Source organism: uncultured Allobosea sp. (genome assembly GCF_945957345.1).
In the GTDB taxonomy this organism is placed as follows: Bacteria; Pseudomonadota; Alphaproteobacteria; order Rhizobiales; family Beijerinckiaceae; genus Allobosea.
The window spans coordinates 1-24,446 of sequence record NZ_CAMFKW010000060.1 but is presented as its reverse complement, the minus strand read 5'-3'; the positions used below and the strand labels follow the sequence as shown (position 1 = coordinate 24,446).

The window sequence follows — 24,446 nt, the reverse complement described above, 5'->3', positions numbered from 1 at the left end:
TCGCGGCGGGTTTCGAGCTGTTCGAGGATGTCCTTCATGGCGGCAGGCTCCCGGCGGGAAAAACGCGTCTCCAAGCCGGCTTAAGCGGCAGGGCGCTGCGAGTCCATTACGACATTTGCGGAAGCCGGAACCGCAATCATGCGGAACGCGCTCCGAAGGCGGCCTTCGGCACTAGCCCTTCAGGAGCAGCAGCACGGCCGCATTGAACTCGCGGCGGCGAATGACCCGGCGCTCGGCCGCTTCCTCGTCCTGGCCCCAGATGCCGATCTGATAGTCTTCGTCGAGATGGGCGGCATCCCAGGCGGCGTCGGGATCGATCAGCCCGTTCGCCAGCGCGAGCGTCAGGATGGCCGAGCCGGTCAGAGTCATGACGTTATGGGCGCCGGCGAGAGCGAGGGGGGCGGGGATATTCGCGACCTGTCTGGTGACGGCGGCGAGCGTGCCGGCCGGCTGCTCAGCGAAGACGATGCCCTCCGCCAGCAGGAAGCGGGCGCCGATCAGTGCTTCGACCTCGCCGAGGATCGGCTGCCAGACCTGATTCTGCCGTTCGACCAGCGCTTCGGGCTCGCCGGCGCGGTAGCAGAGCGCATCGGAGCCGGCATACCGGACGATCTCGGCGCGTACGGCCTCCTGCTGATCCTCGACGCCGTCGAGCGCCGAATTGACGAGCCGGGTCAGCGGCATCTGCGCGGGGTCGATCCGTTCGGCCTGCCCCTGCCATTCGACGGCGAGAGCTTCGGCGACGGGGCGGGAGGAAACGGCCAGAGGCTTGCGCGCCGGTGTTCGCGCCGTCTTGCCGTCTAGGGCGACATGGAAGAGTCCGTCGCGCTCCAGGACGCCGGCCTCCTTGTAGAAGCGGGCGGGCAGGGGATTGCGCATCGCCTGCTGGGCGGCAGCGACCGGATCCGGCTGGCGAGTACCGGTGGAGCCGAAACGGGCGAGGAAATCGTCAGTGGACATGGCCCCGCCATAGCGCATTCGCACCCGGCAGGGAAACTGGACTCAAGCGGCGCGGATGCGGCCGAGGAATTGGGCGACCTCGCTGTCGAGATGCGCTGACTGGCGCGACAGCTTGTCGGCGGATTCGGCGACATGGCCTGCGGCTTCGTCGGTTTCCGCTGCTATGCGGCTGACGATGTCGATATGGCCGGCGGCGAAGACGGTCTCGTCGGCGGCTCGACGAATGATCTGAGCGATGCCGGCGGCGGCCGCGTTCTGCTGCTCGACCACGGTCGCGACATTGCTGGAAATCTGGTTGAGCGAGCCGACTGTCGCGTTCATCGCATCGATCGCGCCGATCGCATCGGAGCTGGATTCGCGGATGGCGCCGATCTGGCTCTGGATCTCCTCGGTTGCGCGCCAGGTCTGGTTGGCGAGGGACTTGATCTCCTGCGCGACGATCGTGAAGCCGCCGCCCGAGCGACCGAGGCGGGCGGCCTCGATCGAGGCGTTCAACGCCAGCAGGTTGGTGTGCTTTGCGATCGTCGAGATCGCATCGGTGATGTCCCCGACCTGACCGGCCTTGCGCGACAATTCGCCGACGGTGTCGAGCACGGCCCTGGCCTGCCGCGTCGTCTCCCCGACGACCCGCGTGGTTTCAGCGACCTGGCGATCGACCTCGGCGAAGGAACTCGCCAGTTCCGTCGTGCCTTGCGTGACGGCGACGACGTTCGTGGATGTTTGACGTGAGGATTCCGAGGCCGCACTGGAGCGTTCGGAGACTTCGAGCGCGCCGCTCTTCATCTGCTGCGAGGCGATGCGCAGGGACTGCACGGAGGCGATCACGTCGCGGGCGATGCCGGCGATCTCGCGCTCGAAGTCATCGGCGACGGCGTGCAGGACCTGGCGACGGACCAGCGCGCTTCGTTCGGTGGTCTCCGCAAGATCGCGTCGCGCCTCATCGGCAGTGGCGCGGGCGGCGTCGGCCTTGTCGCGCTCACCCTCCGAAATCTCGAGCGATTGGCGCAGCGACCAGACCAGCCAGCTCAAGGCGATCGATTGTACGGCCACGATCAGGCCATGCAGCAGCACCCGGTCGATCTGGCTGCCGTTGAGGAAGACGCCGCTCGGTTGCAGCAAGCTAAAGGCGAGATGGTGCACGACGATGGCCAGGGAGGCCGGGATGAAGATGCGCCAATCCAGCCAGCCGGCGAGCACGGCCAGCATGGCGAAGAAATACATATGCATGTCGGCCTGATAGGGATGGCCGGCATAGGCATAGACCAGCAGCATGACCTGGCCCATCGTCAAGATGCTCGAAACCTGACGCGTGATCCAGCCGGTACGGTCGATCCGCCAGGCGATCGTCCCGAACCCGGCGAGCGCGATGCCCGCCATTACGAGGGCGGGGCTGTTGAACGGAGAGCCCGCGGGCGTCCCGAATGCGAGGACGGCGGCATTCGCCCACAGGATCGCGATCAGGACGCGGGAGAAGCGTTCGCGAAAGTGTGCGACGTCTTTCATTGGCCGCTCCCTGGAGCGCTTCCGGTGCAGAGCCTGGCCAAGGCGGCATCGATCACGAGCCAGGCGCCCGCTCCGTAGAGCGCCGAGACAAAGCCATCCCGCTCCCCCATGGTGAAGGCCACTGAGGAGACGGAGTCGATCTGCAGGAGGTTGCCGCTCACGCCTGCGACGGCCTGGGCAATATCGAGAGAGGTGGTTCCGGCGGGGAAGAAGGCGGCCACCGGCCGCCCTGGCCTGGGCCAAGCTGCAATCAGGAGCGCGGCGACCGCCATCGCGATACCGCAGACCAGGCCGAAGCCGATCTCTCGCATAGGATCCCCCCGGTTGTCCGATCGTGAGACGGAAACCTAAGCGGGCAGGTTACGCAGGCTGGCTTTATGCTTGGTAAATTGCTTTGCTAACGTTGCGGCATGTTGTCGGTATAGGACTCAGGATCCGAAGCGGTCCTGCCAGGAGGGCCTGGCATCGGGAAAGGGCAGGGCCGTGGCTGCGTGGACGCCGCGCGCGATGGCGCGGGCCAGCACGTCGGCGGCTGTGGCACAGAGTTCCGTCATCGCGAAGGCATCGGAAGGTGCGCCGCTGTAACCAGTCGCCGCGGCGAAGACGATATCGCCGTCGAGCGGGGCATGGGCGGGGCGCAGGGCGCGGGCGAGGCCGTCATGGGCGGCGAGGGCGAGGCGGCGAGCCTGCGGTTTGGTCAATACGGCATCGGTCGCGACGAGGGCGATCGTGGTGTTCTGGCCGGTGCCGCCCTTGAAGCGCAGGGCCGTGTCGCGGGGCGTGATCGCGGCAGGCCAGCCAAGGCCACCAAACTCCCGGTCGCGCTCGTAGGGCGACGCCCAGAAATGCGGGCCATTGCCGATCGTGGCGCTGCCGACGGCATTGACCGCGACGAGCGCGCCGACGATCTGCCCCGTCGCCGCACGCGCGCTCGCCGAGCCGAGGCCGCCTTTCAGATTGGCCGTGGTCGCGCCGAAGCCGGCACCAGCCGTCCCGAGAGCGAATTCGACCGAGGCGGCCGTTGCCGCCTCGGCGCCCAGTCGCGCATAGGGCGTTTCGCCCTCGCCGCGCGCCCAGGGCTTGTCGCCGCCATTCATCAGGTCGAACAGGATCGCCTGCGGCACGATCGGTACGCGCAAGGTGCCGACCGGAAAGCCGCGTCCTTCCTTGGCCAGCCAGCGCATCACGCCGTCGGCCGCGCCGAGCCCCCAGGCCGAGCCGCCGGAGAGCACGATCGCATCGACATGCTCGACGGTCATCTCGGGGTCGAGCAGAGTGGTGTCACGGGTGCCAGGCGCGCCTCCGAGGACGGCGACCGAGGCGATGGTCGGACGCTCGAAGATGGCCGTGGTCACACCTGTTGCCGCCGCTGCGTCATGCGCCTGGCCGACCATCAGGCCGCGGACATCGGTGATGAGATTGCGCATGAGGAAATCCGATGGCGAACCGAATCGCGCCGGAGGCGTTGTCGCTACATTACGATCTTTTCATCCGCTGGCCATTGCCGGGTCAGGCCGCGGAGATCAGGTTCACGCTATCGCCAATCGGCTTCGAGACCCGCTGCGCGACGCTTAGACCGGAATGATTCAAGGGAGACTGCCCGTGAAACCCATTGCCCTCATCGCCGCATCGTCGATCGCGATGCTTGCCGGCAGCTTCGCCCTGGCGCAGCCGCAGCCGGTTCCGCCCGCCGGCGGAGACCAGAAGCAGGAGCGCACCGAAAGCCGCGACCAGCGTCGCGACGAGTGGCGCGAGCGCCGGGCCGAGCGTGCCAAGGCGCGGCTCGACGAGCGCTTGGCGAAGGTGCGGGCCGATCTCAAGCTCAAGCCGGAACAGACGGCGCTGTTCGACAAGGTCGAGGGGCTGATCAAGCAGCGCACCGCCGAGCGTGGCGAGCGCTGGAATGCGATGCGTGAGCGGCGCGAGAACCTACGCCATGCCGACCTGATGGAGCGGCTCGATGCGGCTGCGACCCGGCAGGGCGAGCGCGCCGCGCGCTCCAAGGAACTGGCCGACGCCGTGCGCCCGCTCTGGACCACGCTCAGCGACGAGCAGAAGACCGTGCTGCGCCGCTCGGTGCGCGAGGCGATGGCGGAAGGGCGCGAGCGTTTCCGCGAGATGCGCGGCGGGCGCGGCGGCTGGCACGACGAAGATCGGGGGGATCGCGGCGGACGCCGGTATTGGCAGGATCGCGACAACCAGCGCGACTGAGCGCGGCTTTCGACCCGCTATTTCCTGAACGGCACGAGCCGCGCCCGTGATGACGGGCGCGGCTCGCTGCATTTCGACGGGCGTTCAGCCGCCGACGGCGTCCGAGACGCATTTCTTGGTGAAGCTGGTTTTGGCGGCGCCCGCCAGCTTCTTGTCGGCGGCCTGCTTGTCGCAGGCAGCGCCAGCGTCCTTCTCGCACTTGGTCAGGAAGCTGGTCTTGGCGGCGCCGGCCAGCTTCTTGTCGGAAGCCTGAAGGTTGCAGCTCTGAGCCTGGGCGGCGCCGGCCATGCAGCACACGGCAAAAGCCGTCAGCAGAATCTTCTTCATGCGAATCTCCTCTCCCTCGGGGAAGGTCAGATTACGCTAGGGCGCGGCCGATAGGAATGGGGAGAGGAGGCGCTGCCCTGGTTTCGACCAAAATCCTAACGCACGGAATTCAATGGTGTTTCCGTGGTTTACCATATCCATTCAGGTTGGATTCACGGCTTGCCGTTTACGCTTTGTCAGTGATTGCGGTGAGAGAGGTGAACCATGAAGCAAACATGGTCATGTTGGGCGATGCGGGCCTTCATCGGCTCCGTCTTCGTCATGTGCCTCTTCGGGCCCTACGCGCTGTCGATCCTGATTGGCTGCCTGGGGGTGGGCTGCTACTTCTTCCGCCATGAGGTCGGCTCGCATCTCTGAGCGAACGGGGGGCTCGCCGCGAGGCCATCGAAGGGTGGCTTGCAGTTCCCTGCCTGTTGTCGGAGACCGGTGGCGGGACACCGGACAAGGACCGCGGGCATGAAGCAACTCGTCACGTCATGGCAGCTCTGGGCCTTGCTGTCGGCATTCTTTGCGGCCCTCACCGCGATCTTCGCCAAGATCGGGATCGAGAATGTCGGCTCTGACTTCGCCACCTTCATCCGAACCATCGTCATTCTTCTGGCGCTGGCCGCCATCCTGTCCGCGACGGGCGGCTGGCAAAGCCTTGGTTCCGTATCGGGGCGCTCCGCCGTCTTTCTCGTGCTGTCCGGTCTCGCCACCGGAGCATCGTGGGTTTGCTACTTTCGGGCCCTGAAGCTGGGCGATGCAGCGCGGGTGGCACCGATCGACAAGATGAGCGTCGTGCTGGTGGCGCTGTTCGGCGTGCTCTTCCTTGGTGAACGCCTCGCGCTTCCCAACTGGCTCGGCGTGGCGCTCATCGCGGCCGGTGCCGTGTTGGTGGCCTACAGAGGGTAGGACGCCAGGATTGCGTTACAGGACCTTGCTTAGGCGGGGCGTGGTCATCTGATCCGGCGCAGGTGACAGGTCTTCACCTTGCCGCCGCGTCCATCCGCGCGCCAGACGCAGCCCGATTGAGACGGTGTGCGGTCGTAAAGGTAAATCTCCGCGCGACGTTTCCGGTTGAAGCTCTGATGTGAGAAATCGTGCCCGCCGACGCGCACGTTCCGCCCGAAGCGGACTTCGGCCGAAGTGCCTGACGACAGCGCTGCAGACCATCCCGCTGTCATCGCGAGCAGGAATGCGGTCTTTGCCAATACGTCGAACGTCGTTTTCAAAGCCCTCATGCCATTCTCCCGGTCGCGGTCGGCGGCCACATCATGCCGCCACATCCGCGCATCCCCAGAACGAAAAAGGGGACGGCCCGAAGGCCATCCCCTGATGTCGTCCCGGCCTCGAAAGGCCGAGGGCGTTGCCGCCGATCAGCGCGAGTAGAACTCGATGACCAGGTTCGGCTCCATCTGCACCGCGTAGGGCACGTCCGACAGGGTCGGGGTGCGGGTGTAGGTGGCCGTCGACTTGCTGTGGTCGGCGTCGATGTAATCCGGCACGTCACGCTCGGCGAGAGCGGCCGACTCGATGACGATGGCGAGCTGGCGCGAGCTCTCCTTGACCGCGATCACGTCGCCCGGCTTGACCTGATAGGAGGCGATGTTGACGCGCTTGCCGTTCACGGTGATGTGGCCGTGATTGACGAACTGGCGAGCGGCGAAGACGGTCGGCACGAACTTGGCGCGGTAGATCACCGCGTCGAGACGGCGCTCGAGCAGGCCGACCAGGTTCTCGCCGGAGTCGCCCTTCAGGCGGATCGCCTCGGCGTAGTAGCGGCGGAACTGCTTCTCGGAGATCGAGCCGTAGTAGCCCTTCAGCTTCTGCTTGGCGCGCAGCTGGGTGCCGAAGTCGGACGGCTTGCCCTTGCGGCGCTGGCCGTGCTGGCCGGGGCCGTATTCACGACGGTTGACCGGGGACTTCGGACGGCCCCAGATGTTCTGACCGAGGCGGCGGTCAATCTTGTACTTCGCCTCATGGCGCTTCGACATATCGCGTGTCCTCTCAGGTTCGCGAGTTGAGGACCGCGCCCTCCTGTCCCAGGCAGCTTTCGCAAGCTGCCATTTTCTCTGCATCAGATTTGTCCGAAAAGTGGAAACCACTTTTTGGGTCCGATGCACCGGGGCGACAGATCCAGCTTCCGAAGAAGAGCGGATCACGGGTGCGGAAAAAGCCACGCGGCCCCGTGAGGAGCCGCGCGACGAAAGGGCGTATGACGGAAAGCCGGCTTCGAGTCAATTCCAAGCCGGCCGAAAGCCGCAATCAGCGCCAGTGTCGGTGATGGCGATAGTGGTGGTGGTGGTAATGGTGATGGCGCGGGCGGTGCTTGTACCAGCCGTAGTGATGGCCGCGATTCCAGCCATGATGCCGGCGCGGGCCGTGGCGGTAAACGGCATGGTGCCCATGGCCTCCGTGCCAGCCATGAGGTTTCGCCTGCGCCTCCGTACTCGTGCCGAGGCCGGCGAAGGCTAGGCCGGCGGCAAGCGCCGACAGCAACAGCAGCTTTCTCATGATCCCGCATCCCTCTGCGATGGTTGGTCGTGGCAGGAACGCGCAGGGAAGAACCGGAGTTCCCTCAATTCGCCAATGGCATGGGCTCGATGACGACCTGCGCCAGACCGTAGCCGGCCAGTGCTATCCGCAAGGGACCGGTTAGCCCGGAGCCGTTGGTGAAGACCGCGGTAGCGTCGTGGCAAGCGGGATCGGGCTGCCGCGCGCCCGAGAGGAGATCGGCGACGCGGCGCGCGATCGCGGGGGCTGGATCGATCCACTCGACCGGCCAGGGCGCGAGCCGCTTCATCCGCTCCAGCAGCAAGGGATAATGCGTGCAGGAGAGGGTGACGACATCGGTGCGGCGGCCGTCAGCCTCGACGAAGCAGGGTGCGATCTCGGCAGCGAGAACCGCATCGTCGACGGCCTCGCCCTTCAGCGCCTGCTCGGCGAGGCCGGCGAGGCGTGTCGCGCCGACAAGCGTGACGCGGTGGCTGGCCGCATAGGTCTCGATCAGTTCGCGAGTGTAGTCCCGCGCCACGGTGCCGGGCGTCGCGAGAACCGAGATCATGCCGCTGCGAGTCGCGGCCGCGGCCGGCTTGATCGCGGGCACGGTGCCGACGAAGGGAATGGCAAAGCGGGCCCTCAGTGCCGGCAGGACCAGGGTCGAGGCGGTGTTGCAGGCGATCACCACGAGATCTGGATGGAAGCGTACGACGAGGCGTTCCATCACAGCGAGGACGCGCGAGACGAGTTCATCTTCGCTCAACCGGCCATAGGGAAAGCCGGCATCGTCGGCGGCATAGACGATATGGGCGCCGGGGCAGGCCTGGGTGGTGCGCCCGAGCACGGTAAGGCCGCCGAGACCAGAATCGAAGACGAGGATGGTCGGCTGGGGCCGGGGGATGGTGAAGGGGCGATGGCCCGTACCGGCGAGGAGATCGACTTGCATGGTGTTGCCGAGGAATTTCAAAGCTCGACTCCGCCAGAGACCGGTTAAGGGAGGGTCAACGGCGCGTTGAGCCGCTGTCTCGAAATTTAGTTGACTCAGTCCACTAAATAGATAGCCATTGGGGCGGAGGTCGCCATGGAAACCACCGAGACTGCTGTCGCCGCGATCCGCCGCTTCAACCGCTTCCATACCCGCTGGGTCGGGGCTCTCGGAGGCAGCCTGCATGGTTCGGGCCTCGCACTCGCCGAGGCGCGCGTGCTCTACGAATTAGCGCAGCGCGACGACTGGCAGGCGGCTGAAATGGCCAAGACGCTTGATCTCGACCCGGCCTATCTCTCGCGCATCCTGCAGCGCTTCGTGAAACAAGGCTGGCTCGAACGCAGCCGCTCGGCGATCGATGGCCGGGCCTGGCGGTTGTGCCTGACCGCGCAGGGCAGGGCGGCTTTCCAGCCACTCGACGCAGCATCGAGCGCGGAGGCGGGAGCGATCCTGCAACGCTTGGCGCCCTCGGAACAGGCACGCCTCGTCGATGCGCTCGCCGATACCGAGCGGCTTCTCTCGGGAGATTTAGGCGATCGCGTCATCCCCATCATCCGCGAGCACCGGGCCGGCGACATGGGCTGGGTCATCGGCGCCCATGGACGGCTCTATGCCGAGGAATACGGCTGGGACCTGAGTTTCGAGGCGCTCGTCGCCGAGATCGCCGCGAAATTCCTGCGCGAGTTCAAGCCCGGCCGAGAGCGCTGCTTCATCGCCGAGCTGGATGGCCAGCCGGTTGGCTCAGCCTTCGTCGTCGAGGAAGACGAGGCGACGGCGAAGCTCAGGCTCGTGATCGTCGAGAAGCGGGCGCATGGGCTGGGCCTGGGCAAGCGTCTTGTCCGCGAGGCGGTCAGCTTCGCGCGCGCCTCGGGCTATGAGCGCATGGTGCTCTGGACCAACGACATCCTGCACGCGGCGCGCGGCATTTATGTCGGCGAGGGTTTCCGGTTGGTCGCGGAGGAAAAGCACCATTCCTTCGGTCAGGATCTGGTCGGACAGAACTGGGAGCTGATCCTGCGCCCCAGCGCGGCCTGATACCGTTCAGGCCTTGAGGCGGGCGATCGCTGCCGCCGCAGCTCGCCCGGCAAGTGTCGCGCCGCCGACCGTCATGGCGCCGCCACCTGCCGTCGCCTCGCCGGCGATGAAGAGGCGGTTGCCGATCGGCTGGGCGAGGGCGTCGCGCGCGGTCTCGTGGCCGGGATCGCAGATCGAATAGGAGCCGCGGGCGAAAGGATCGGTCCACCAGGTGGGGAAGGAGACGGCCTTAACTGCTTTGCGGAAGTCCGAGCCGACCATCTTCGCCAAGAGGTCTACGAGGTGCGCACGGGCCTCGTCTATGCCCGCTTCGGAGAGCTTGCGGGCGTAGTCGCCGCCGCAATAGCCGATGACGATGTCCTGTCCGTCCGGGAACATGTCGAGATTCATCAGGCGTTCGGGCGCCGCCGCTTCGAGATAGGTCGCGCCGGGCGTGATGCCGAAGCGGTTGCCCTCGACCTTCAGCGCGATCTTGGTGAGTGCGCCCATATGCAGGCCGGCGAGGGCGTCGCGCGTCGATGCGGGCAGTTCGGGGATGAAGCGGATCGTGCCGGCCTTCAGCACGCCGACCGGGACGGTGACGATGCAGGCCTTGGCCCGCAGCGTCCCGGAACGCGTGGTGACGCTGACGCCGGGCCCGTCGCAGCGGATCGTCTCGACGGGTTCGTTCAGGCGGATGTCGAGCCCGGCGGCCGAGCGCGCGACCAGATTGCCATAGCCCGTGGGTACGATGAGATCGTCGCCCGACCACAGCCGCTGGTAGTCGCGCGCGGAGATGCGACTCGATTCCTCGCCGATCGAAAGCAGCAGGCCGGAGGCTGCGACGGGGGCGAGCTCCGGGCCGAGATCCCCCAGCAATTCGGCGACCGACATGTCGCGCTGGCCCAGATCGACCGTTTCCAGCCGGCGGTCGATCTGACCGAAGGCATCGCGGCGCCGACGACGCTCCGGCTCCGCCATGGGACGGCCGTCGGCGAAGACCTTGAAGCCGCTTCCCCAGGGTTCGTTGGGTGTCGCGATGCCGAGGTCGCGGGCGATCTGGACCCAGGGGTTGCGTTCGGCCCAATGGATGAACATCGCGCCCGCGTCATAGATTGGGCCGAGCGAGGCATCGGTGAAGGCGCGCCCGCCGACACGGCTGCGGGCTTCGAGCACGACAGTCTGCCGCCCGGCGGCGCGCAGGGCCTGGGCGGCAGCGATGCCGGCTGCGCCGGCGCCGATCACGACGACGTCGACATCCGTCGCCGCGGCCGCACGGCCGGCAATGGCGAAGCTCACAGCCATAGCGCCGCCTCCGGTCAGCAGCTTGCGACGATTCAACCCGGAATGACGTGAACTCATGACAGGAGAATGTGCGCGGGCCGTCGCATTGCAATGGCGCGGCGGCAGGTTGCGCGCCGCCAGCGATCACGAGGTCGGGAGCAGAGCTTCGTGGTCGATTGCAGGTTCAGCGTATTTCTAATTTAGAATATTTATTATTTAGAAAGAATCTATTGTTTTCTCTGGGCAATATTCGAAATTGACACGAGTTACTGCGATGAATATCGGTCTCTCTGCCTGGCGTTAATGTATAGGCTCTTCTTTTTACTCTTTTTAAATTGCCGTGCAGGTTTCGGTGCCGGCGGCAAGGACGGGACTCGGGGCTATGGAGACTCTTTCCGGCCAGCTGCGCGGCAGCGTGGCACTTGGGAGCTTGATGCTGGTGCTTCTGGCTGCTCCAGCGGGCGCGCAACAGCAGGGACGTAGGGCAGCGACCGCTCCGGCCGCCAATGACGCGCCAGTCGTCCTCGACCAGATCAACGTGCAGGGCGAGGGGCAGCCCGGTGGAGCGCTGCTCAACGGGCCGACGACGACGCGCGTCACTCGCCAGGAGCTCGACCGCGAGCAGATCACGAGCCTGACCGATCTGTCCAACCGGGTCGAAGCCGGTATCACCTTCAACCGGACGACCAATTCGCTCAACATCCGCGGCCTTGATGGCGCGCGCGTGCTGACGACGATCGACGGCATCCGCCAGCCCTTCCTGGTCGATACGCGCGTTACGCGTGGCGCTCAGAACGCCTTCGACTTCGATTCCCTCTCGACGCTCGACCTGCTGCGCGGCGGCAGCGGCGGCAGCACGCTGGGCAGCGGGGCGCTGGGCGGCGCGCTGGCGGTGCGCACGCTCGACCCCGAGGACCTGATCCGCAATGGGCGCAATTACGGGGTGCTGACCAAGACCGGTTATGACAGCACCGACCGGGCCTGGTTTGGCAGCGCGGCCGTGGCGGCCAAGATGGGCAACACCTCCGTCCTATTCCAGGGCGGTTTCCGCGACGGGCACGAGATCGACAACAAGGGCAACTACAAGGCGATCGGCGCGACGCGTACCGCCCCGAACCCGAGCGATTTCAACCAGTACAACTTCCTAGCCAAGATTTACCAGCAGGTCGGCGATCACCGCTTCGGCATTCAGGGTGAGTTCTTCAAGCGCGCCGACCGCGTGCAGACCCGCACCAGCACGGTTTCGCTGACCGGCAATTTCCGCCCCGGCTCCTACCAGACCGGCGAGGATGTCGAGCGCAACCGCGTCTCGCTGAGCTATGACTATGTCGTGCCGGGCTCGTTCTTCGATGAGGCCCACGCGGTCGCGTATTGGCAGCGCCTGAAGCGTAACGATCTGGCGCGTGCCTATCGCTATACCAGCATCGTCGGCCCCTATATCCGCGACAACGAGAATGAGCAGAATGCGTATGGCTTCAACGGCCATGTCATCAAGAGCTTCCAGACCGGGGCGCTCACGCACCGCCTGACGGCTGGCACCGAGCTGCGCATGTCTTCGCTGGAGCAATATTCGGCGGGTCTCGACAACTGCCCGGCGCGTCCGGCGTCCGGCTCGTTCACCGGCGCGTTCACGACCTGCAACAATCTCTTCACCAACCAGGCGGACCAGCCGAAGGTCGATGGCAAGCTGGTCGGCCTCTATGTCCATGACGAGATCGGCATGCTCGATAATCGCCTGCGCGTGACGCCGGGCGTGCGCTTCGACTGGTACGAGGAAGCGCCGCAGAATACGCCGGCCTACACCAATAGCGGCTCCCGCCCGGTCGGGTTGCCGCCGTCATCGAGCGACAACGCCTGGTCGCCGCGCATCCGGTTCGAATACGACATCCTCAAGAATGCGCCTGTCGTGAAGGACGTCACCGTCTTCGCGCAATGGGCCAAGACCTTCCGGGCGCCGACGGCCGACGAACTCTATGGCCGCTTCGGCGGACCTTCTACGTATCTGCGCGCCGGCAACCCGACGTTGCGGCCTGAAATCGGCAACGGTATCGATGTCGGCCTGCGTTTCGGCGACAAGCAGCTCGGTGGCTCGATCACCTATTTCCACTCGAACTACCGGAACTTCATCGATACCTACCAGTCCCAGGCTCCGGGAGTCGGCGGTCTGTATCCGCAGGGCGGCATCACCACCTTCCGAAATATTCCCAAGGCGGAGATCCAGGGCGTCGAGATCAACGGCCAATATGCCTTCGCGCCGAACTGGCTGGTGCGCGGCTCCTTCGCCTACACCCGCGGCATGAACAAGAGCGACCATACCTTCCTGAACTCGATCCCGCCGATGCAGGGCATCGTCGCCATCGCCTACGGGACGGAGACCTGGGGCGCGGAGGTTTCGACCAAGCTCGCCGGCAAGCGTGACGATGTCGCGGCCACGACCGGCTCGGCCCAAGGCTTCCGGGCGCCGGGTTATGCGATCTTCAACGCTTCGGCCTGGTGGCGTCCGATGCCGCAGATCGCCGATCTTGAATTCCAGGTGGGCGTCTACAATATCTTCGATCGCAAGTATTTCGACGCTGTCAACGTCCCGACCGGCGTTCTGGCCCAGGCCCGCGACTACTACAGCGAGCCCGGCCGCACGGTGAAGGCGACGATGAAGTACCAATTCTGACCGGGCGTTTCGAGACCCCCCGACCAGACAGCCGGCCCTTCGGGGCCGGCTTTTTTATTCGCCGGTTCCGTTGGCCTGATCAGCCTGCCGTGCCAGGAGCTTTGCCTTCTTCGGCCCCTCGACCAGCGACTTGAAGACGCCGCGCAGCGTCCGGGCCTCCTGCTCGGTCATGTCGAGCCGGTGCAGGATGTCGCGCAGGTTCGCCGTCATCACCGGCTTCTTGCCCGCCGGGAAGAAGCCGCAGAGGTCGAGCTCGGCCTCGAGATAGTCGAACATCGACAGGATCATCTCGCGCTTGGCGGGCGGCGAAGGGTTGTTCTCGCGGAAGGGCGGCTCGCCATTGGTCGTCTTGAACCATTCGTAGCCGTTGAGCAGCACGGCCTGGGCGAGGTTCAGCGAGGCGAAGGCGGGGTTGACCGGGAAGGTCAGGATCGCATCGGCAAGGCTGATCTCCTCGTTGGTCAGGCCGATGCGCTCACGCCCGTAGAGGATGCCGACGCGCTCGCCGGAACCGATGCGCCCGGCGACCTCCGGCATCGCTTCAGCTGGGGTCAGCACGCGCTTCATCTGGCCGCGCTCGCGGGCGGTCGTCGCCAGCACATGGTTGAGGTCGGCGATGGCCTCGGCGGCGCTGTCGAAGAGCCGGGCGTTTTCCAGGATATGGGTGGCGCCGGAGGCAGCCGCCGTCGCGCCCTTCTTGAGGCCGCCGCCGGTGGGCCAGCCGTCGCGCGGGGCGACGAGGCGCATCTCGGACAAGCCGAAATTCGCCATGGCGCGGGCGCACATGCCGATATTCTCGGCGAGCTGCGGCTCGACCAGGATGACGATGGGGGCGGGGGCCTGGACGGCCGGGCGGGTGCGGTCGGTGCCGGAACCGGTCATGGGAAATCAGGTCTTGTCTTTGCGATGAGGCTTGCTTGGCGCCCGGGATGGCCGAGCGCGCTGGGCAAGCTCATACGTCATGCTCGCCTTCGTGGCGAGCATCCACGTCTTGAACCCACGCCGGACAAGGAAAGACGTGGATGGTCGGGACGAGCCCGACCATGACGAGTGTGGGCCTTCAGCCCGCCGCCTTCTCGACCGCGCGGAGCACGCGCAGCATGTTGCCGCCGGCGAGCTTGGTCAGGTTCTCCTCCGACCAACCGCGGCGGATCAGTTCGGCGATCACCGACGGGAAGGTCGTGGTGTCCTCGAGTCCGTCCGGATTGACCCAGCCGAAGAAGTCCGAGCCGATGCCGACATGGTCATGGCCGATGCGCTTGGCGAGGTATTCGACATGGTCGCAGTATTCGGGGAGCGTTGCCTTCGGGCGCGGGCCTGACTTGGCGACGATCTCGGCTTCGACCTTCGCATGGTCGACGCCTTCGGGGCTCTTGCCGTACTGGTCCTTGGCGGGGCGATGCCAGTCGCGCGAGGCCTGGCTGATGAAATCAGGCACGAAGGTCGCCATGACGATGCCGCCATTGCCGGCGACGCGGTCGAGCACGTCGTCGGGGACGTTGCGCGGATGGTCGCAGAGCGTGAAGGCGTTGGAATGCGACCAGACCAGCGGGGCGCTGGAAACGTCGAGCGCGTCATGCATCACCTTCGGCGCGACATGGGCGAGGTCGATCACCATGCCGAGCTTGTTCATCCGGCGCAGCACGTCCTTGCCAAAACCGGTGAGACCGTTATGGCGCGGGGCGTCGGTAGCGGAATCGCACCAGTCGGTAGTGTCGTTGTGGCAGAGCGTCATCAGGCGCACGCCGAGATCGAAATAGGCGTCGAGCGCGTCCAGCTCGCCGTCGACCGCGGAACCGTTCTCGATCGTCATGAACAGGGCGATGCGCCCTTCGGCCTTGGCGGCCTCGACATCGGCGGCGGACAGACCGGGACGGAAGACTTTCGCGTGGCGCTTGAGGATATCGCGCATCAGCGCGATCTGGGCGAGCGCGAAGCCGGCGGGATTGGGCTGCTTCGGGGGGACATAGGCCGCGAAGAACTGCGCGGCCATCTTGCCGGCCTGCATGCGCGGGATGTCGGTGTCGCCCTCTTCATGGACCTTGTCGAGGCCGTACGTGGCGACATCGCCCTTCGCCTTGGCGTCCTTGCGGATGACATAGGGCAGGTCGTTATGGCCGTCGATCAGCGGCACGCGGTCGAGCAGCGCGAGTGCGGCGGCGTAGGCATTATCCTGGACGGGCGGTTTGGCGAGGGCCATGGCGAGGTCTCGGTCGGGAATCGGGAGCGGATCGTGGCAGGGAGCGCGCCGGGAGGCGAGGGGGCGGGACGCAGGTCGGTCATCCCGTACGGGCAATGTGTCATCCCGCACGCGCCGCGGCACGCAGTGCTGCTGCGCTGATGCGGGATCGTGTGACCAGAAGGCGCCTTTTCCGGGTGACGGTCCCGTGTCTGCGCAGCAGCGTTTCACGCTGCTGCGCGCACGGGATGACAGGTGGCCCTCAGTCGTTGTCCGAGGCGGTGCCTCAGACGAACCGCGCCGGTGCGAAAGGCGCCGGATCCACGAAGACCTTCTGGCCGGTCACCATTTCCGCGATCATTCGGCCGGTGACGGCGGCGAGTGTCAGGCCGTGATGGGCGTGGCCGAAGGAGAACCACAGGCCCTTGTGCTTCGGCGCCGGGCCGATGATCGGCATCATGTCCGGGGTGCAGGGGCGACGGCCGAGCCAGGGCTCGGCATCGACGCGCTCGCCGAGCGGGAAGAGCTGCTTGGCGATAGGCTCGGCGCGGGCGAGCTGGACCGGGGTCTTCGGCGCGTCGCGATCGGCGAATTCGGCACCGGTGGTCAGGCGGATGCCCTGCAGCATCGGGGCGAGGAAATAGCCGCGCTCGGTGTCGAGCACCGGATGGTTGAGCACGGCATTGCCCTGCGGCTTGTAATGCATGTGGTAGCCGCGCTTGACCGCGAGCGGGAGGCGATAGCCGAGCTTGTTGCTGAGCACGTCCGCCCAGGGGCCGAGCGCGACGACGACATCCTTCGCCTCGGCCGTGGTGCCGTCGGCGAGGGTGACGGTCCAGCCGGCGCCGTTCTGCTGGAGCGTGCCGGCATCGCCTATGGCGAGCTTGCCGCCGAGCTTCTCGAACAGCGCGACATAGGCCTTGGACAGGCCGAGCGGATCGACGACGGTGGTCGGGTCAGTCCAGTGCAGGCCGCCGATCAAGCTGCCATGGTCGAGATGCGGCTCCTCGGCCTTGAGGGTCGCCATGTCGAGCGCGCGGTAGTTCAATCCGAATTCGCGGTTCCAGCGGGCGGCTTCGGCGAGGCGGGTGTCGCGCTCCTTTTCGGTGCGGAACACTTTCATCCAGCCGTCGCGGCGCAGCAGGTTGGTGGCGCCGGCTTCCTGCGCGAGCGCGTCATGCTCGGTGACGCAATGCTCGATCAGCTTGGCGTATTTATGCGCGATCGCCTCGTGCTGGGAGGCGCGCGAATGCATCCAATAGGAGAACAGGAAGGGCGCCAGCTTCGGGATCGCGCTCCAATGGTAGGATGCGTCGATCGTGTTGTTCATCGCATAGCGGAAGAGCGCGCCGAAATCATGCGGGAAGCCGTAGGGGTAGACGCCCTCGCGCTGGATCAGGCCGGCATTGCCGTAGCTGGTTTCCTCGCCCGGCGCGCGACGATCGACGAGCAAGGTGGCGCGCCCGGCCTTCTGGAGATGAAGCGCGACCGAAATGCCGACGACGCCGGCGCCGAGAACGATCGTATCCACCTTCATGACCTGCTCCTGCCAACCCCTTTTCCCTGAAAATACCGGTTTGGACGGGCTTGTCAGCGCCGCGACCGGATTTTGCGCGGAATAGCGCAATCTTTCGCAATTTCTGCGCCAACTCGTCAAAGCACTCAGTCAAGAGCTGCGGTTAGAGCATAGGTGCGCAATTTTATGCCGGCGCAGGACCGCGCTGCTCCGGTAGCAGGTGACGCTGTGCGCGCCTTGGGCCAGTCTGCGTCGGTCTCGAGAGCGATTCCAGAGCCCAAGTCGATGAATCCTGCCGCCTTTATCGCTGCCGCGCTCGCGTGGCTCGGCCGCCATGGCACGCAAGGCTTCGCGCTCTCGATCTTCCTCGGCTTGGCGCTGCCGCAATTCTCGGCGATGGCGCGGCCGGCGCTGCCGATCACGATCTTCTGCTTCACCACGGTCGTGTTCATGCGGCTCGACATGAGCGTGACGCTCGGGCTGTTCCGGCGCCCGGCCAAGCTCGCGGCAAGCTGCGCCTGGCTGATCGCGGGGCCTGTGTTGCTGATCGGCGGGGCGCTGCTGCTGGTCGGGCGCGAGAACCTCGATCCGGGCATCGTGCTCGGGCTCGCCATCATGGGCGCGGCGCCGCCGATCATGTCCTCGCCTGCCGTGGCAATCCTCTACGGCTTCGAGCCCTCGCTGATCATCGCCAGCGTCATCCTGACCACGATCATCAGCCCGATCGTCGCACCGATCCTGGTCGAATTGCTCGCGGGAGCGGCGGTGCCGCTCGACCGCTGGGCGCTGACGCTGCGCCTGCTGATCTTCATCGGCGGCGGCATGGCGGTTGCGACGGCGATCCGGTTCTGGCTCGGCCTGGCGCGCGTCAAGGCGATGAAGGCCAATCTCGATGGCTTCGGCGTACTGATGTATTTCATCTTCGCCATCGCGGCGATGGACGGCGTGACCAAAGCCGCAATCGACAATCCTTGGCTCGTGCTCTTCGTGCTGGGTTGCGTCTTCGCGGTCTCTGCGGCGGGATTGGCGTCGAGCTGGCTGGTACTGCGGCTGCTCCCGGCCTCCGAGCGTTTCATGATCGGCTACGGCACCGGGCAGCGGAACATGGGCCTGCTGGTGGCGGCTCTGGGGGCAGGAGTCTCGCCGACGACCTTCCTCTATTTCGCGTTGGCGCAGTTCCCGATTTACCTGCTGCCCTGGCTGCTCGGCGGCGTCGCCGCCCGAATTCGGCGCCGGGAGGCTGCTGACGGGCGTTGACGCAGGGGCTTGCGAGGCTTTTCCCGTCGCAGGAGAGCCGCGCCATGATCACCCTCTATTCCGGGCCGCTGAGCCTGTTCTCTCGCAAGGTCGAGATCGCGCTGACCGAGAAGGGCCTCGCCTTCCAGCGCATCATGGTGCCGTTCAACCAGACGACCGGCTACGATCCCCGGCATCCGGAAGTGCTGGCGCTCAATCCGAAGCGTCAGGTGCCGGTGCTGACCGACTGCGGGCTCGTGCTCTACGATTCCACCGTGATTAACGAATATCTCGACGAGGCCTATCCCGAGCCGAAGTTGATGCCCGATTCACCTGTCGAGCGGGCGCGCTGCCGGCTGGACGAGCTCTATGGCGACGAGATCCTGTTCCAGGCGCTGAAGCCGCTGATGCACCGGACGGAGCCGCCCTCGCCGGATCGCGATCGCCGTATCGCGCAGGAGGCCGACGCCCTGATCGCCGAGGAGGGGCTGCTACGCCATTACGACGTGCTGGAGCAGAAGCTGGCGGGACGTCCGTTCTTCGGCAGCCGGCTGTCGCTGGCCGATATCGCGCTGTTCATGGGCGTGCTCTTCATCCGCCGGCTGGGCGGCCCGTCGCTCGATGGATATCCGGGGCTGGTGGAGTGGTATGCGCGGCTGAAGCTGCGTCCGGCCTTCGCGCAGGTCGTGGCGGAGATGGCGGAAGCGGACCGCAGGCTGTCCTTTCCGGTGAAACTGCGCTCGGCCTGATTGCGATAAATGGCTGCCGGGGCTAAACCCCCGGCCATGACCAGCCCCATCCGCATCGCCCCCTCGATCCTCTCGGCCGATTTCGCCAAGCTCGGCGAGGAAGTGCGCGCGGTCGACGCTGCCGGCGCCGACTGGATCCATTGCGATGTGATGGACGGGCATTTCGTGCCGAACATCACCTTCGGTCCCGATGTGCTGAAGGCGATCCGCCCGCACACCAAGAAGTTCTTCGACGTGCATCTGATGATCGCGCCGGTCGACCCTTATGTCGAAGCCTTCGCCAAGGCCGGCGCCGACCTGATCTCTTTCCATGTCGAGGCGGGCCCGCATCCGCACCGCACGCTGCAGGCGATCAAGGCGCAAGGCAAGCAGGCCGGCATCGTGCTGAACCCCGGCACGCCGGCGAGCGCGGCCGAGGCGCTGATCGAAGATGTGGATCTCATCCTGCTGATGACGGTCAATCCCGGCTTCGGCGGGCAGAGCTTCATCCGCTCGGTGGTCGAGAAGGTCGCGCAGGTGAAGGCGCTGGTCGGCGATCGGCCGATCTCCATCGAAATCGATGGCGGCGTGACGCCGGAGACCGCGCCGCTGGTCGTCAAGGCCGGCGCCGATACGCTGGTCGCCGGTTCCGCCGTGTTCAAGGGCGGGCCTTCGGCCTATGCCGGCAATATCGAAGCGATCCGTGGGGCGGCCGAAGCCGCGCGCGGGTCGTGGGTTTGAGATTATTGCCGTTTTCGGCGCCGGCCGTCATGGTCGGGCTTGTCCCGACCATCCACGTCTTGGCAGATCGAGGGCGGTGTTCAAGTCGTGGATGCTCGCCACAAGGGCGAGCATGACGGCGGTGCAGAGGCTGAAACGAGCATGATCCCGCGCTATTCCCGCCCCGAGATGGTTGCCATCTGGGAGCCGCAGACCCGCTTCCGCATCTGGTTCGAGATCGAGGCGCATGCGACCGACAAGCTCGCCGAGCTCGGCGTCGTGCCGAAGGAGGCCGCCGCGACGATCTGGGCCAAGGCCAAGGACGCCGTCTTCGACGTCGCCCGCATCGACGAGATCGAACGCGTCACCAAGCATGACGTCATCGCCTTCCTGACGCATCTCGCCGAAATCGTCGGGCCGGAGGCGCGCTTCGTCCACCAGGGCATGACCTCATCGGACATTCTCGACACCACGCTCTCGGTCCAGCTCGCGCGGGCAACCGACCTCCTCATCGCCGATGTCGACGCGCTGCTCGCCGCGATCAAGCGCCGCGCCTTCGAGCACAAGCTCACCCCGACGATCGGCCGCTCGCACGGCATTCATGCCGAGCCGGTGACCTTCGGGCTGAAGCTCGCGCAGGCCTATGCCGAGTTCGACCGCTGCCGCGCCCGCCTCGTCGCGGCCCGCGCGGAAATCGCGACCTGCGCGATCTCCGGCGCTGTCGGCACCTTCGCCAATATCGACCCGCAGGTCGAAGCCTATGTCGCCGAGAAGATGGGGCTGACCGTCGAGCCGGTCTCGACCCAGGTGATCCCGCGCGACCGGCACGCGATGTATTTCGCGACGCTCGGCGTCGTCGCCTCCTGCGTCGAGCGCCTGGCGACCGAGATCCGGCATCTCCAGCGCACCGAGGTCTATGAGGCGGAGGAGTATTTCTCGCCGGGCCAGAAGGGCTCCTCGGCGATGCCGCACAAGCGCAATCCGGTTCTGACCGAGAACCTGACCGGCCTGTCGCGCCTCGTGCGCGGCATGGTCACGCCGGCGCTGGAGAACGTGGCGCTCTGGCACGAGCGCGACATCTCGCACTCGTCCGTCGAGCGCATGATCGGCCCCGATGCCACCGTGACGCTCGATTTCGCACTGGCGCGGCTCACCGGCGTCGTCGATAAGCTGCTGATCTATCCGCAGAACATGCGCAAGAACTTGGACCGGCTCGGCGGCCTGCACAACTCGCAGCGCGTCCTGCTGGCCCTGACCCAGGCCGGCGCCAGCCGCGAGGACAGCTACTCCATGGTCCAGCGCAACGCGATGCGGACCTGGGAGCATGGCGAGGACTTCCTGACCAACCTGATGGCCGACAAGGACGTCGCCGAGAAGCTCTCCGCTTCCGAGCTCAAGGCGATGTTCGACGAGGGCTATCACTTCAAGCATGTCGACACGATCTTCCAGCGGGTGTTCGGGGACGCTTGAAGCGATTGATGGGTCAACTTATTTTGGCCCGGTACCCAGTGCGTCATCCGGCATGACGGAAAGGCGCTTCTTCGTAAGACGGTCCCGTGTCTGCGCAGCAGCGTTTCACGCTGCAGCGCGCACGGGAAGACAGCTCTACACTGACCCATCATGAAATCCTCCGACGTCGATATCCTCATCATTCCCGGCTGGTCGGGCTCCGGGCCCGACCATTGGCAGAGCCGCTGGGAGACCCGCCTGAAGACCGCGCGCCGCGTCGAGCAGGCGGATTGGTACAGGCCCTCCCGCCATGTCTGGGCCGATGAGATCGTGAAGGCCGTGCGCAGCGCGACGCGCCCCGTCGTGCTCGTCGGGCACTCGGCAGGTTGCAGCGCGATCGCCTTTGCCGCCGAGCATCTTCACCCCGGCGAGGTCGCCGGCGCCTTCCTGGTCGCGCCGGCTTCCGAGACGGCGAAGGGGGCGGTCCCGGGTATGGGGCCGGATTTCATCGCGCATCGCCGCGAGAAGCTGCCGTTCCCCTCGGTGCTGATCGCCAGCGCGACCGACCCCTATTGCACGCAGGACGAGGCGAAGGAGCTCGCCGAAGCCTGGGGCTCGGAATTCGTCGATGCCGGCGATAGCGGCCATCTCAACACCGAATCCGGGCATGGCCCCTGGCCGGACGGACTTTTGCGTTTCGCAGGCTTTCTCAAGGGCTTGAGCGTGGTTCCGCAGACATTGAGTCAATAAGTCTGCCGACGCCGCGCCGGTGCTGGGAGCGGGGGATCTGCCTCCTCCCGGCGCTTGCCGGAGACATTGTGGCTTGGTGCGGATCGCAGCCATGTCTCCGCAATTTGAATGATGCCGGCCTTGCCGATTTGCGCATCAATGCCGCCCCGGTCCGGGCGGCCCTCGCCGCGGGCGTGTCGTTCGCGGGTGCCCCATGGCTGACATTTCGATCGATGACAGCGTCGGGATCGGCGGTGCCAATCTGCCGGAGGATGTGGCCAAGATCACGGCCGCCTTGCTGGCGATCGGACCGAACCGCGGGGGCCTCGCGGCAGCACCGACGTCGCTCGATGCCCTCGGAAAGGCGATCAAGGCTTTCCAGACCAGGCAGGTCCTGCCGGTTCGTGATGGCCGCGTCGACAAGGTCGGCAATACGATCCGGCGGATCAATCTGCTGCTCGGCGCTCCCGGGCCGTCTCCGAAGCCGACACCGCCCGGCAATACCGGCGAGATCAGGCCGATCCCCGATATCGGCACGCTCAAGCGGGAGATCGAGCAGAATTCCTGGTCGCCGGTGCAGAGCTCGCTCCGCTCCGAGATGCTGTTCGGTTGGACGGGTGTCCGCGGCAAGGGCAAGCTGTTCTATTTCGAATTGGACGAGACGGTCGTCCCGCGCTGGTTCGGCGTGCTGGTGCCCGACGGGGAGGTGGATTTCTCGAAGATCCACGTCTTCTTCCATCCCCTGCCGGGGCAGGCGGGCTATAACGACGCCACGTATCACAACCGTGGGGCATTCTTCGGGATCTTCCGTTACCTCGGCGGCGACCGGATCGATCTGGCCGTGCAGTTCTGCGCCGCGAATACGGGGCGTGTCCTGATCATGCCGCTCTTCACCAATCAGGTCGGTTCCACGTGCGGCGTGCTACCGGCCCGATGGGAGGATCTGTTCGGGCGCATCCTTGCCATGACGAAGAGCGGCGGCGCGGACGGCGCGAATTCTCCGGTGGCGATCACCGACATGATCGTCTCCAGCTTCAGCAACGGCATTTCCTATTCGCATGCCTTCCGGTCGAGAGCCGGATTGCGCGAGAGGCTCGCTGGCGTGATCGATTTCGACGGGGCGATCTCGACCAGCGGCCATCTCTCGGCGCAGATCGTCACGCCGCCCGGCCGGGTCGCCCGGATGCAGCAGATGTTCGCGGTCGAGAAAGCGCTGCCGGACCTCGCTGTGCGCGGCATCTTTCCCCTGCCGTCGCCGCGCTGGCTTTCGGACACGAGCCCATTCAAGACCATCCTGCCCAAGACGCCGCAGGCGGCGCTGCTCGCGGTTCACCCGCTGATCGCGCAGCACATGATGTTCACGGCCTCACGCTATCTCGCCTAGCGCGGCGGATTGGGTTTTGCTTGGCTAGTCGGGGTGTTGGGATCGGTGTCGGCTATCGACCCATTGCGGACTTCGGCGGCATGCGTCGATTTTTCCAGCAGCTAGAACGGGGCCGCATCATGACACAAAAGCGCAGCGAACATTCTGCCAAGTGGGGCGAACATTTTTCTGTCTATTGGGATCATGAGAAAGATTGCCTCATCGTCATGGATTCTACCGTAGCTGCCGCCAATCTTCGAGGCATCGAGATTGCCCGCGAGACCCTATTGAAATGCGGCCTTTTCGGTGCATGTGAGTTCATAGGATCGCGCATCGTGGCAGCAAACCCAGTTCTGCGCGAAATGTTTAGGGGGCAGTTTCCCGGCGATCAGGAGCCATGACGCACAGCGGTGAGCTTCCGCTCCCGACCCCTTGCAGATATCGTTGATCGATGACCTGATGGCCGGCATGGCATACGATCAGTTCCCAAATATCTACAGCGAAGTACCCGGTGGTCCGGAGCTACTACGCTGGTTCGGAGAGACTCCTAGTTTTCACGACGCGGAGATCGTGAGCTTAGATTTGCGTCGCTGGGGTCTGAGTACGCTTCGCGTACACGGATTTATCGCGAATTACCAAGCCGATTTGGGCTGCGACCTCGTGTTCGACAAGCACGCCATCGTCACGTTCGCGATGGAAGACATCATGGACCTTCAACTTGATGGTTTCAGCCACCAGAACGTCATCGGAGGCTTGATCCTCCAACGTGCAACAGACCGTGGTCGAGCGAACTACTACTCGCATCCACAGTCGCCCGAGGACATCGAAATCGAGCTTGAACCTTGTTACGGGTTAGACGGCGTCATTCGTGCCAAGCGCGTATCGATCTCGTTCGAGCCTGGGATACCGGACGGCCCCTCGATCTATCGGGACGGCAGCTAACGACCCTAAGCGGACGTCTTCGAAGCCAGTGCATCAGCTGGCTCCAACGAAAAGCCCGCCCCAGAGGTCCGGGGCGGGCTCTTCATTCGGGAAGCTGGATCAGCCGCCGAGATCAATTCTCGACATAGGTGATCTTGCCGTCGGCACCCTT

General features: G+C 65.7%; 26 protein-coding genes. 13 read left to right on the top strand and 13 right to left on the bottom strand.

Features of this window, described 5'->3' with window-relative positions:
* Positions 1–171 precede the first annotated feature (171 nt).
* The 4 genes from Q0Q36_RS22035 to Q0Q36_RS22020 form a co-directional block, all read right to left on the bottom strand.
* Complete coding sequence (locus Q0Q36_RS22035) at positions 172–960, bottom strand: ATP12 family chaperone protein (protein WP_293801472.1); 789 nt, start codon at positions 958–960, stop codon at positions 172–174.
* A gap of 42 nt (positions 961–1,002) precedes the next feature.
* Positions 1,003–2,463 (bottom strand): methyl-accepting chemotaxis protein, encoded by a 1,461-nt coding sequence (locus Q0Q36_RS22030; RefSeq protein WP_293801471.1) that lies wholly within the window; start codon positions 2,461–2,463, stop codon positions 1,003–1,005.
* A complete protein-coding gene (locus Q0Q36_RS22025) occupies positions 2,460–2,774 on the bottom strand; it encodes a hypothetical protein (RefSeq protein ID WP_293801470.1) in 315 nt (104 codons plus the stop codon). Before Q0Q36_RS22025 ends, Q0Q36_RS22030 begins: the two co-directional genes overlap by 4 nt.
* Positions 2,775–2,891: 117 nt before the next feature.
* The gene (locus Q0Q36_RS22020; RefSeq protein ID WP_293801469.1) at positions 2,892–3,890 is read right to left on the bottom strand and encodes a P1 family peptidase; all 999 of its coding nucleotides are present in this window, start codon (positions 3,888–3,890) and stop codon (positions 2,892–2,894) included.
* A gap of 175 nt (positions 3,891–4,065) precedes the next feature.
* On the opposite strand from Q0Q36_RS22020, the gene Q0Q36_RS22015 reads away from it, so the two are divergent.
* A complete protein-coding gene (locus Q0Q36_RS22015; protein ID WP_293801468.1) occupies positions 4,066–4,674 on the top strand; it encodes a Spy/CpxP family protein refolding chaperone in 609 nt (202 codons plus the stop codon).
* A gap of 84 nt (positions 4,675–4,758) precedes the next feature.
* Here the strand turns inward: Q0Q36_RS22015 and Q0Q36_RS22010 are convergent, their stop codons facing one another.
* Entirely contained in the window at positions 4,759–5,001 is a 243-nt protein-coding gene (locus Q0Q36_RS22010; RefSeq protein WP_265060088.1) for a hypothetical protein, read from the bottom strand.
* Positions 5,002–5,205: 204 nt separating this feature from the next.
* On the opposite strand from Q0Q36_RS22010, the gene Q0Q36_RS22005 reads away from it, so the two are divergent.
* Both Q0Q36_RS22005 and Q0Q36_RS22000 read left to right on the top strand, forming a co-directional pair.
* Positions 5,206–5,358, top strand: coding sequence for a hypothetical protein (locus Q0Q36_RS22005; protein ID WP_293801467.1), 153 nt, complete (start codon positions 5,206–5,208; stop codon positions 5,356–5,358).
* A gap of 99 nt (positions 5,359–5,457) precedes the next feature.
* On the top strand, positions 5,458–5,895 hold the full coding sequence (locus Q0Q36_RS22000; RefSeq protein ID WP_293801466.1) for an EamA family transporter: 438 nt from the start codon (positions 5,458–5,460) through the stop codon (positions 5,893–5,895).
* A gap of 44 nt (positions 5,896–5,939) precedes the next feature.
* On the opposite strand, the gene Q0Q36_RS21995 is transcribed toward Q0Q36_RS22000, so the two are convergent.
* The 4 genes from Q0Q36_RS21995 to murI form a co-directional block, all read right to left on the bottom strand.
* Positions 5,940–6,269, bottom strand: coding sequence for a hypothetical protein (locus tag Q0Q36_RS21995; protein ID WP_293801465.1), 330 nt, complete (start codon positions 6,267–6,269; stop codon positions 5,940–5,942).
* 90 nt (positions 6,270–6,359) lie between these two features.
* Positions 6,360–6,977 (bottom strand): 30S ribosomal protein S4, encoded by a 618-nt coding sequence (gene rpsD, locus Q0Q36_RS21990; protein WP_199085872.1) that lies wholly within the window; start codon positions 6,975–6,977, stop codon positions 6,360–6,362.
* 271 nt (positions 6,978–7,248) lie between these two features.
* Positions 7,249–7,497 carry a hypothetical protein gene (locus tag Q0Q36_RS21985; RefSeq protein ID WP_293801464.1) on the bottom strand — a complete coding sequence of 83 codons (249 nt, stop codon included), beginning with the start codon at positions 7,495–7,497 and terminating at the stop codon, positions 7,249–7,251.
* Positions 7,498–7,561: 64 nt separating this feature from the next.
* Complete coding sequence (gene murI, locus Q0Q36_RS21980) at positions 7,562–8,428, bottom strand: glutamate racemase (protein ID WP_293801463.1); 867 nt, start codon at positions 8,426–8,428, stop codon at positions 7,562–7,564.
* Between the two features lie 135 nt (positions 8,429–8,563).
* Between murI and Q0Q36_RS21975 the strand changes: the two genes are divergently transcribed.
* Positions 8,564–9,502, top strand: coding sequence for a helix-turn-helix domain-containing GNAT family N-acetyltransferase (locus Q0Q36_RS21975; protein WP_293801462.1), 939 nt, complete (start codon positions 8,564–8,566; stop codon positions 9,500–9,502).
* Positions 9,503–9,508: 6 nt separating this feature from the next.
* On the opposite strand, the gene Q0Q36_RS21970 is transcribed toward Q0Q36_RS21975, so the two are convergent.
* Positions 9,509–10,786 carry an NAD(P)/FAD-dependent oxidoreductase gene (locus Q0Q36_RS21970; protein WP_293801461.1) on the bottom strand — a complete coding sequence of 426 codons (1,278 nt, stop codon included), beginning with the start codon at positions 10,784–10,786 and terminating at the stop codon, positions 9,509–9,511.
* Positions 10,787–11,147: 361 nt separating this feature from the next.
* On the opposite strand from Q0Q36_RS21970, the gene Q0Q36_RS21965 reads away from it, so the two are divergent.
* Positions 11,148–13,433, top strand: a complete 2,286-nt coding sequence (locus Q0Q36_RS21965) for a TonB-dependent hemoglobin/transferrin/lactoferrin family receptor (RefSeq protein WP_293801460.1) — start codon at positions 11,148–11,150, stop codon at positions 13,431–13,433.
* A gap of 54 nt (positions 13,434–13,487) precedes the next feature.
* Here the strand turns inward: Q0Q36_RS21965 and Q0Q36_RS21960 are convergent, their stop codons facing one another.
* The 3 genes from Q0Q36_RS21960 to Q0Q36_RS21950 all read right to left on the bottom strand — a co-directional run bounded on the left by Q0Q36_RS21960 (position 13,488) and on the right by Q0Q36_RS21950 (position 17,149).
* Positions 13,488–14,315, bottom strand: coding sequence for an RNA methyltransferase (locus tag Q0Q36_RS21960; protein WP_293801459.1), 828 nt, complete (start codon positions 14,313–14,315; stop codon positions 13,488–13,490).
* Positions 14,316–14,493: 178 nt separating this feature from the next.
* Entirely contained in the window at positions 14,494–15,633 is a 1,140-nt protein-coding gene (locus tag Q0Q36_RS21955) for a dipeptidase (protein WP_293801458.1), read from the bottom strand.
* 265 nt (positions 15,634–15,898) lie between these two features.
* Positions 15,899–17,149 (bottom strand): FAD-binding oxidoreductase, encoded by a 1,251-nt coding sequence (locus Q0Q36_RS21950; protein WP_293801457.1) that lies wholly within the window; start codon positions 17,147–17,149, stop codon positions 15,899–15,901.
* Between the two features lie 264 nt (positions 17,150–17,413).
* On the opposite strand from Q0Q36_RS21950, the gene Q0Q36_RS21945 reads away from it, so the two are divergent.
* The 8 genes from Q0Q36_RS21945 to Q0Q36_RS21910 all read left to right on the top strand — a co-directional run bounded on the left by Q0Q36_RS21945 (position 17,414) and on the right by Q0Q36_RS21910 (position 24,295).
* Positions 17,414–18,385 carry a hypothetical protein gene (locus tag Q0Q36_RS21945; RefSeq protein ID WP_293801456.1) on the top strand — a complete coding sequence of 324 codons (972 nt, stop codon included), beginning with the start codon at positions 17,414–17,416 and terminating at the stop codon, positions 18,383–18,385.
* A 44-nt stretch (positions 18,386–18,429) separates the two neighbouring features.
* Positions 18,430–19,113 (top strand): glutathione S-transferase family protein, encoded by a 684-nt coding sequence (locus Q0Q36_RS21940; protein ID WP_293801455.1) that lies wholly within the window; start codon positions 18,430–18,432, stop codon positions 19,111–19,113.
* Positions 19,114–19,149: 36 nt separating this feature from the next.
* A complete protein-coding gene (rpe, locus tag Q0Q36_RS21935) occupies positions 19,150–19,833 on the top strand; it encodes a ribulose-phosphate 3-epimerase (protein WP_293801454.1) in 684 nt (227 codons plus the stop codon).
* Positions 19,834–19,974: 141 nt separating this feature from the next.
* Positions 19,975–21,282, top strand: a complete 1,308-nt coding sequence (gene purB, locus Q0Q36_RS21930; RefSeq protein ID WP_293801474.1) for an adenylosuccinate lyase — start codon at positions 19,975–19,977, stop codon at positions 21,280–21,282.
* A 150-nt stretch (positions 21,283–21,432) separates the two neighbouring features.
* The gene (locus Q0Q36_RS21925) at positions 21,433–22,011 is read left to right on the top strand and encodes an alpha/beta fold hydrolase (RefSeq protein ID WP_293801453.1); all 579 of its coding nucleotides are present in this window, start codon (positions 21,433–21,435) and stop codon (positions 22,009–22,011) included.
* A 193-nt stretch (positions 22,012–22,204) separates the two neighbouring features.
* Positions 22,205–23,374, top strand: a complete 1,170-nt coding sequence (locus Q0Q36_RS21920; protein WP_293801452.1) for a hypothetical protein — start codon at positions 22,205–22,207, stop codon at positions 23,372–23,374.
* A 119-nt stretch (positions 23,375–23,493) separates the two neighbouring features.
* A complete protein-coding gene (locus Q0Q36_RS21915; RefSeq protein ID WP_293801450.1) occupies positions 23,494–23,754 on the top strand; it encodes a hypothetical protein in 261 nt (86 codons plus the stop codon).
* 43 nt (positions 23,755–23,797) lie between these two features.
* On the top strand, positions 23,798–24,295 hold the full coding sequence (locus tag Q0Q36_RS21910) for a hypothetical protein (protein WP_367187193.1): 498 nt from the start codon (positions 23,798–23,800) through the stop codon (positions 24,293–24,295).
* Positions 24,296–24,446 lie beyond the last annotated feature (151 nt).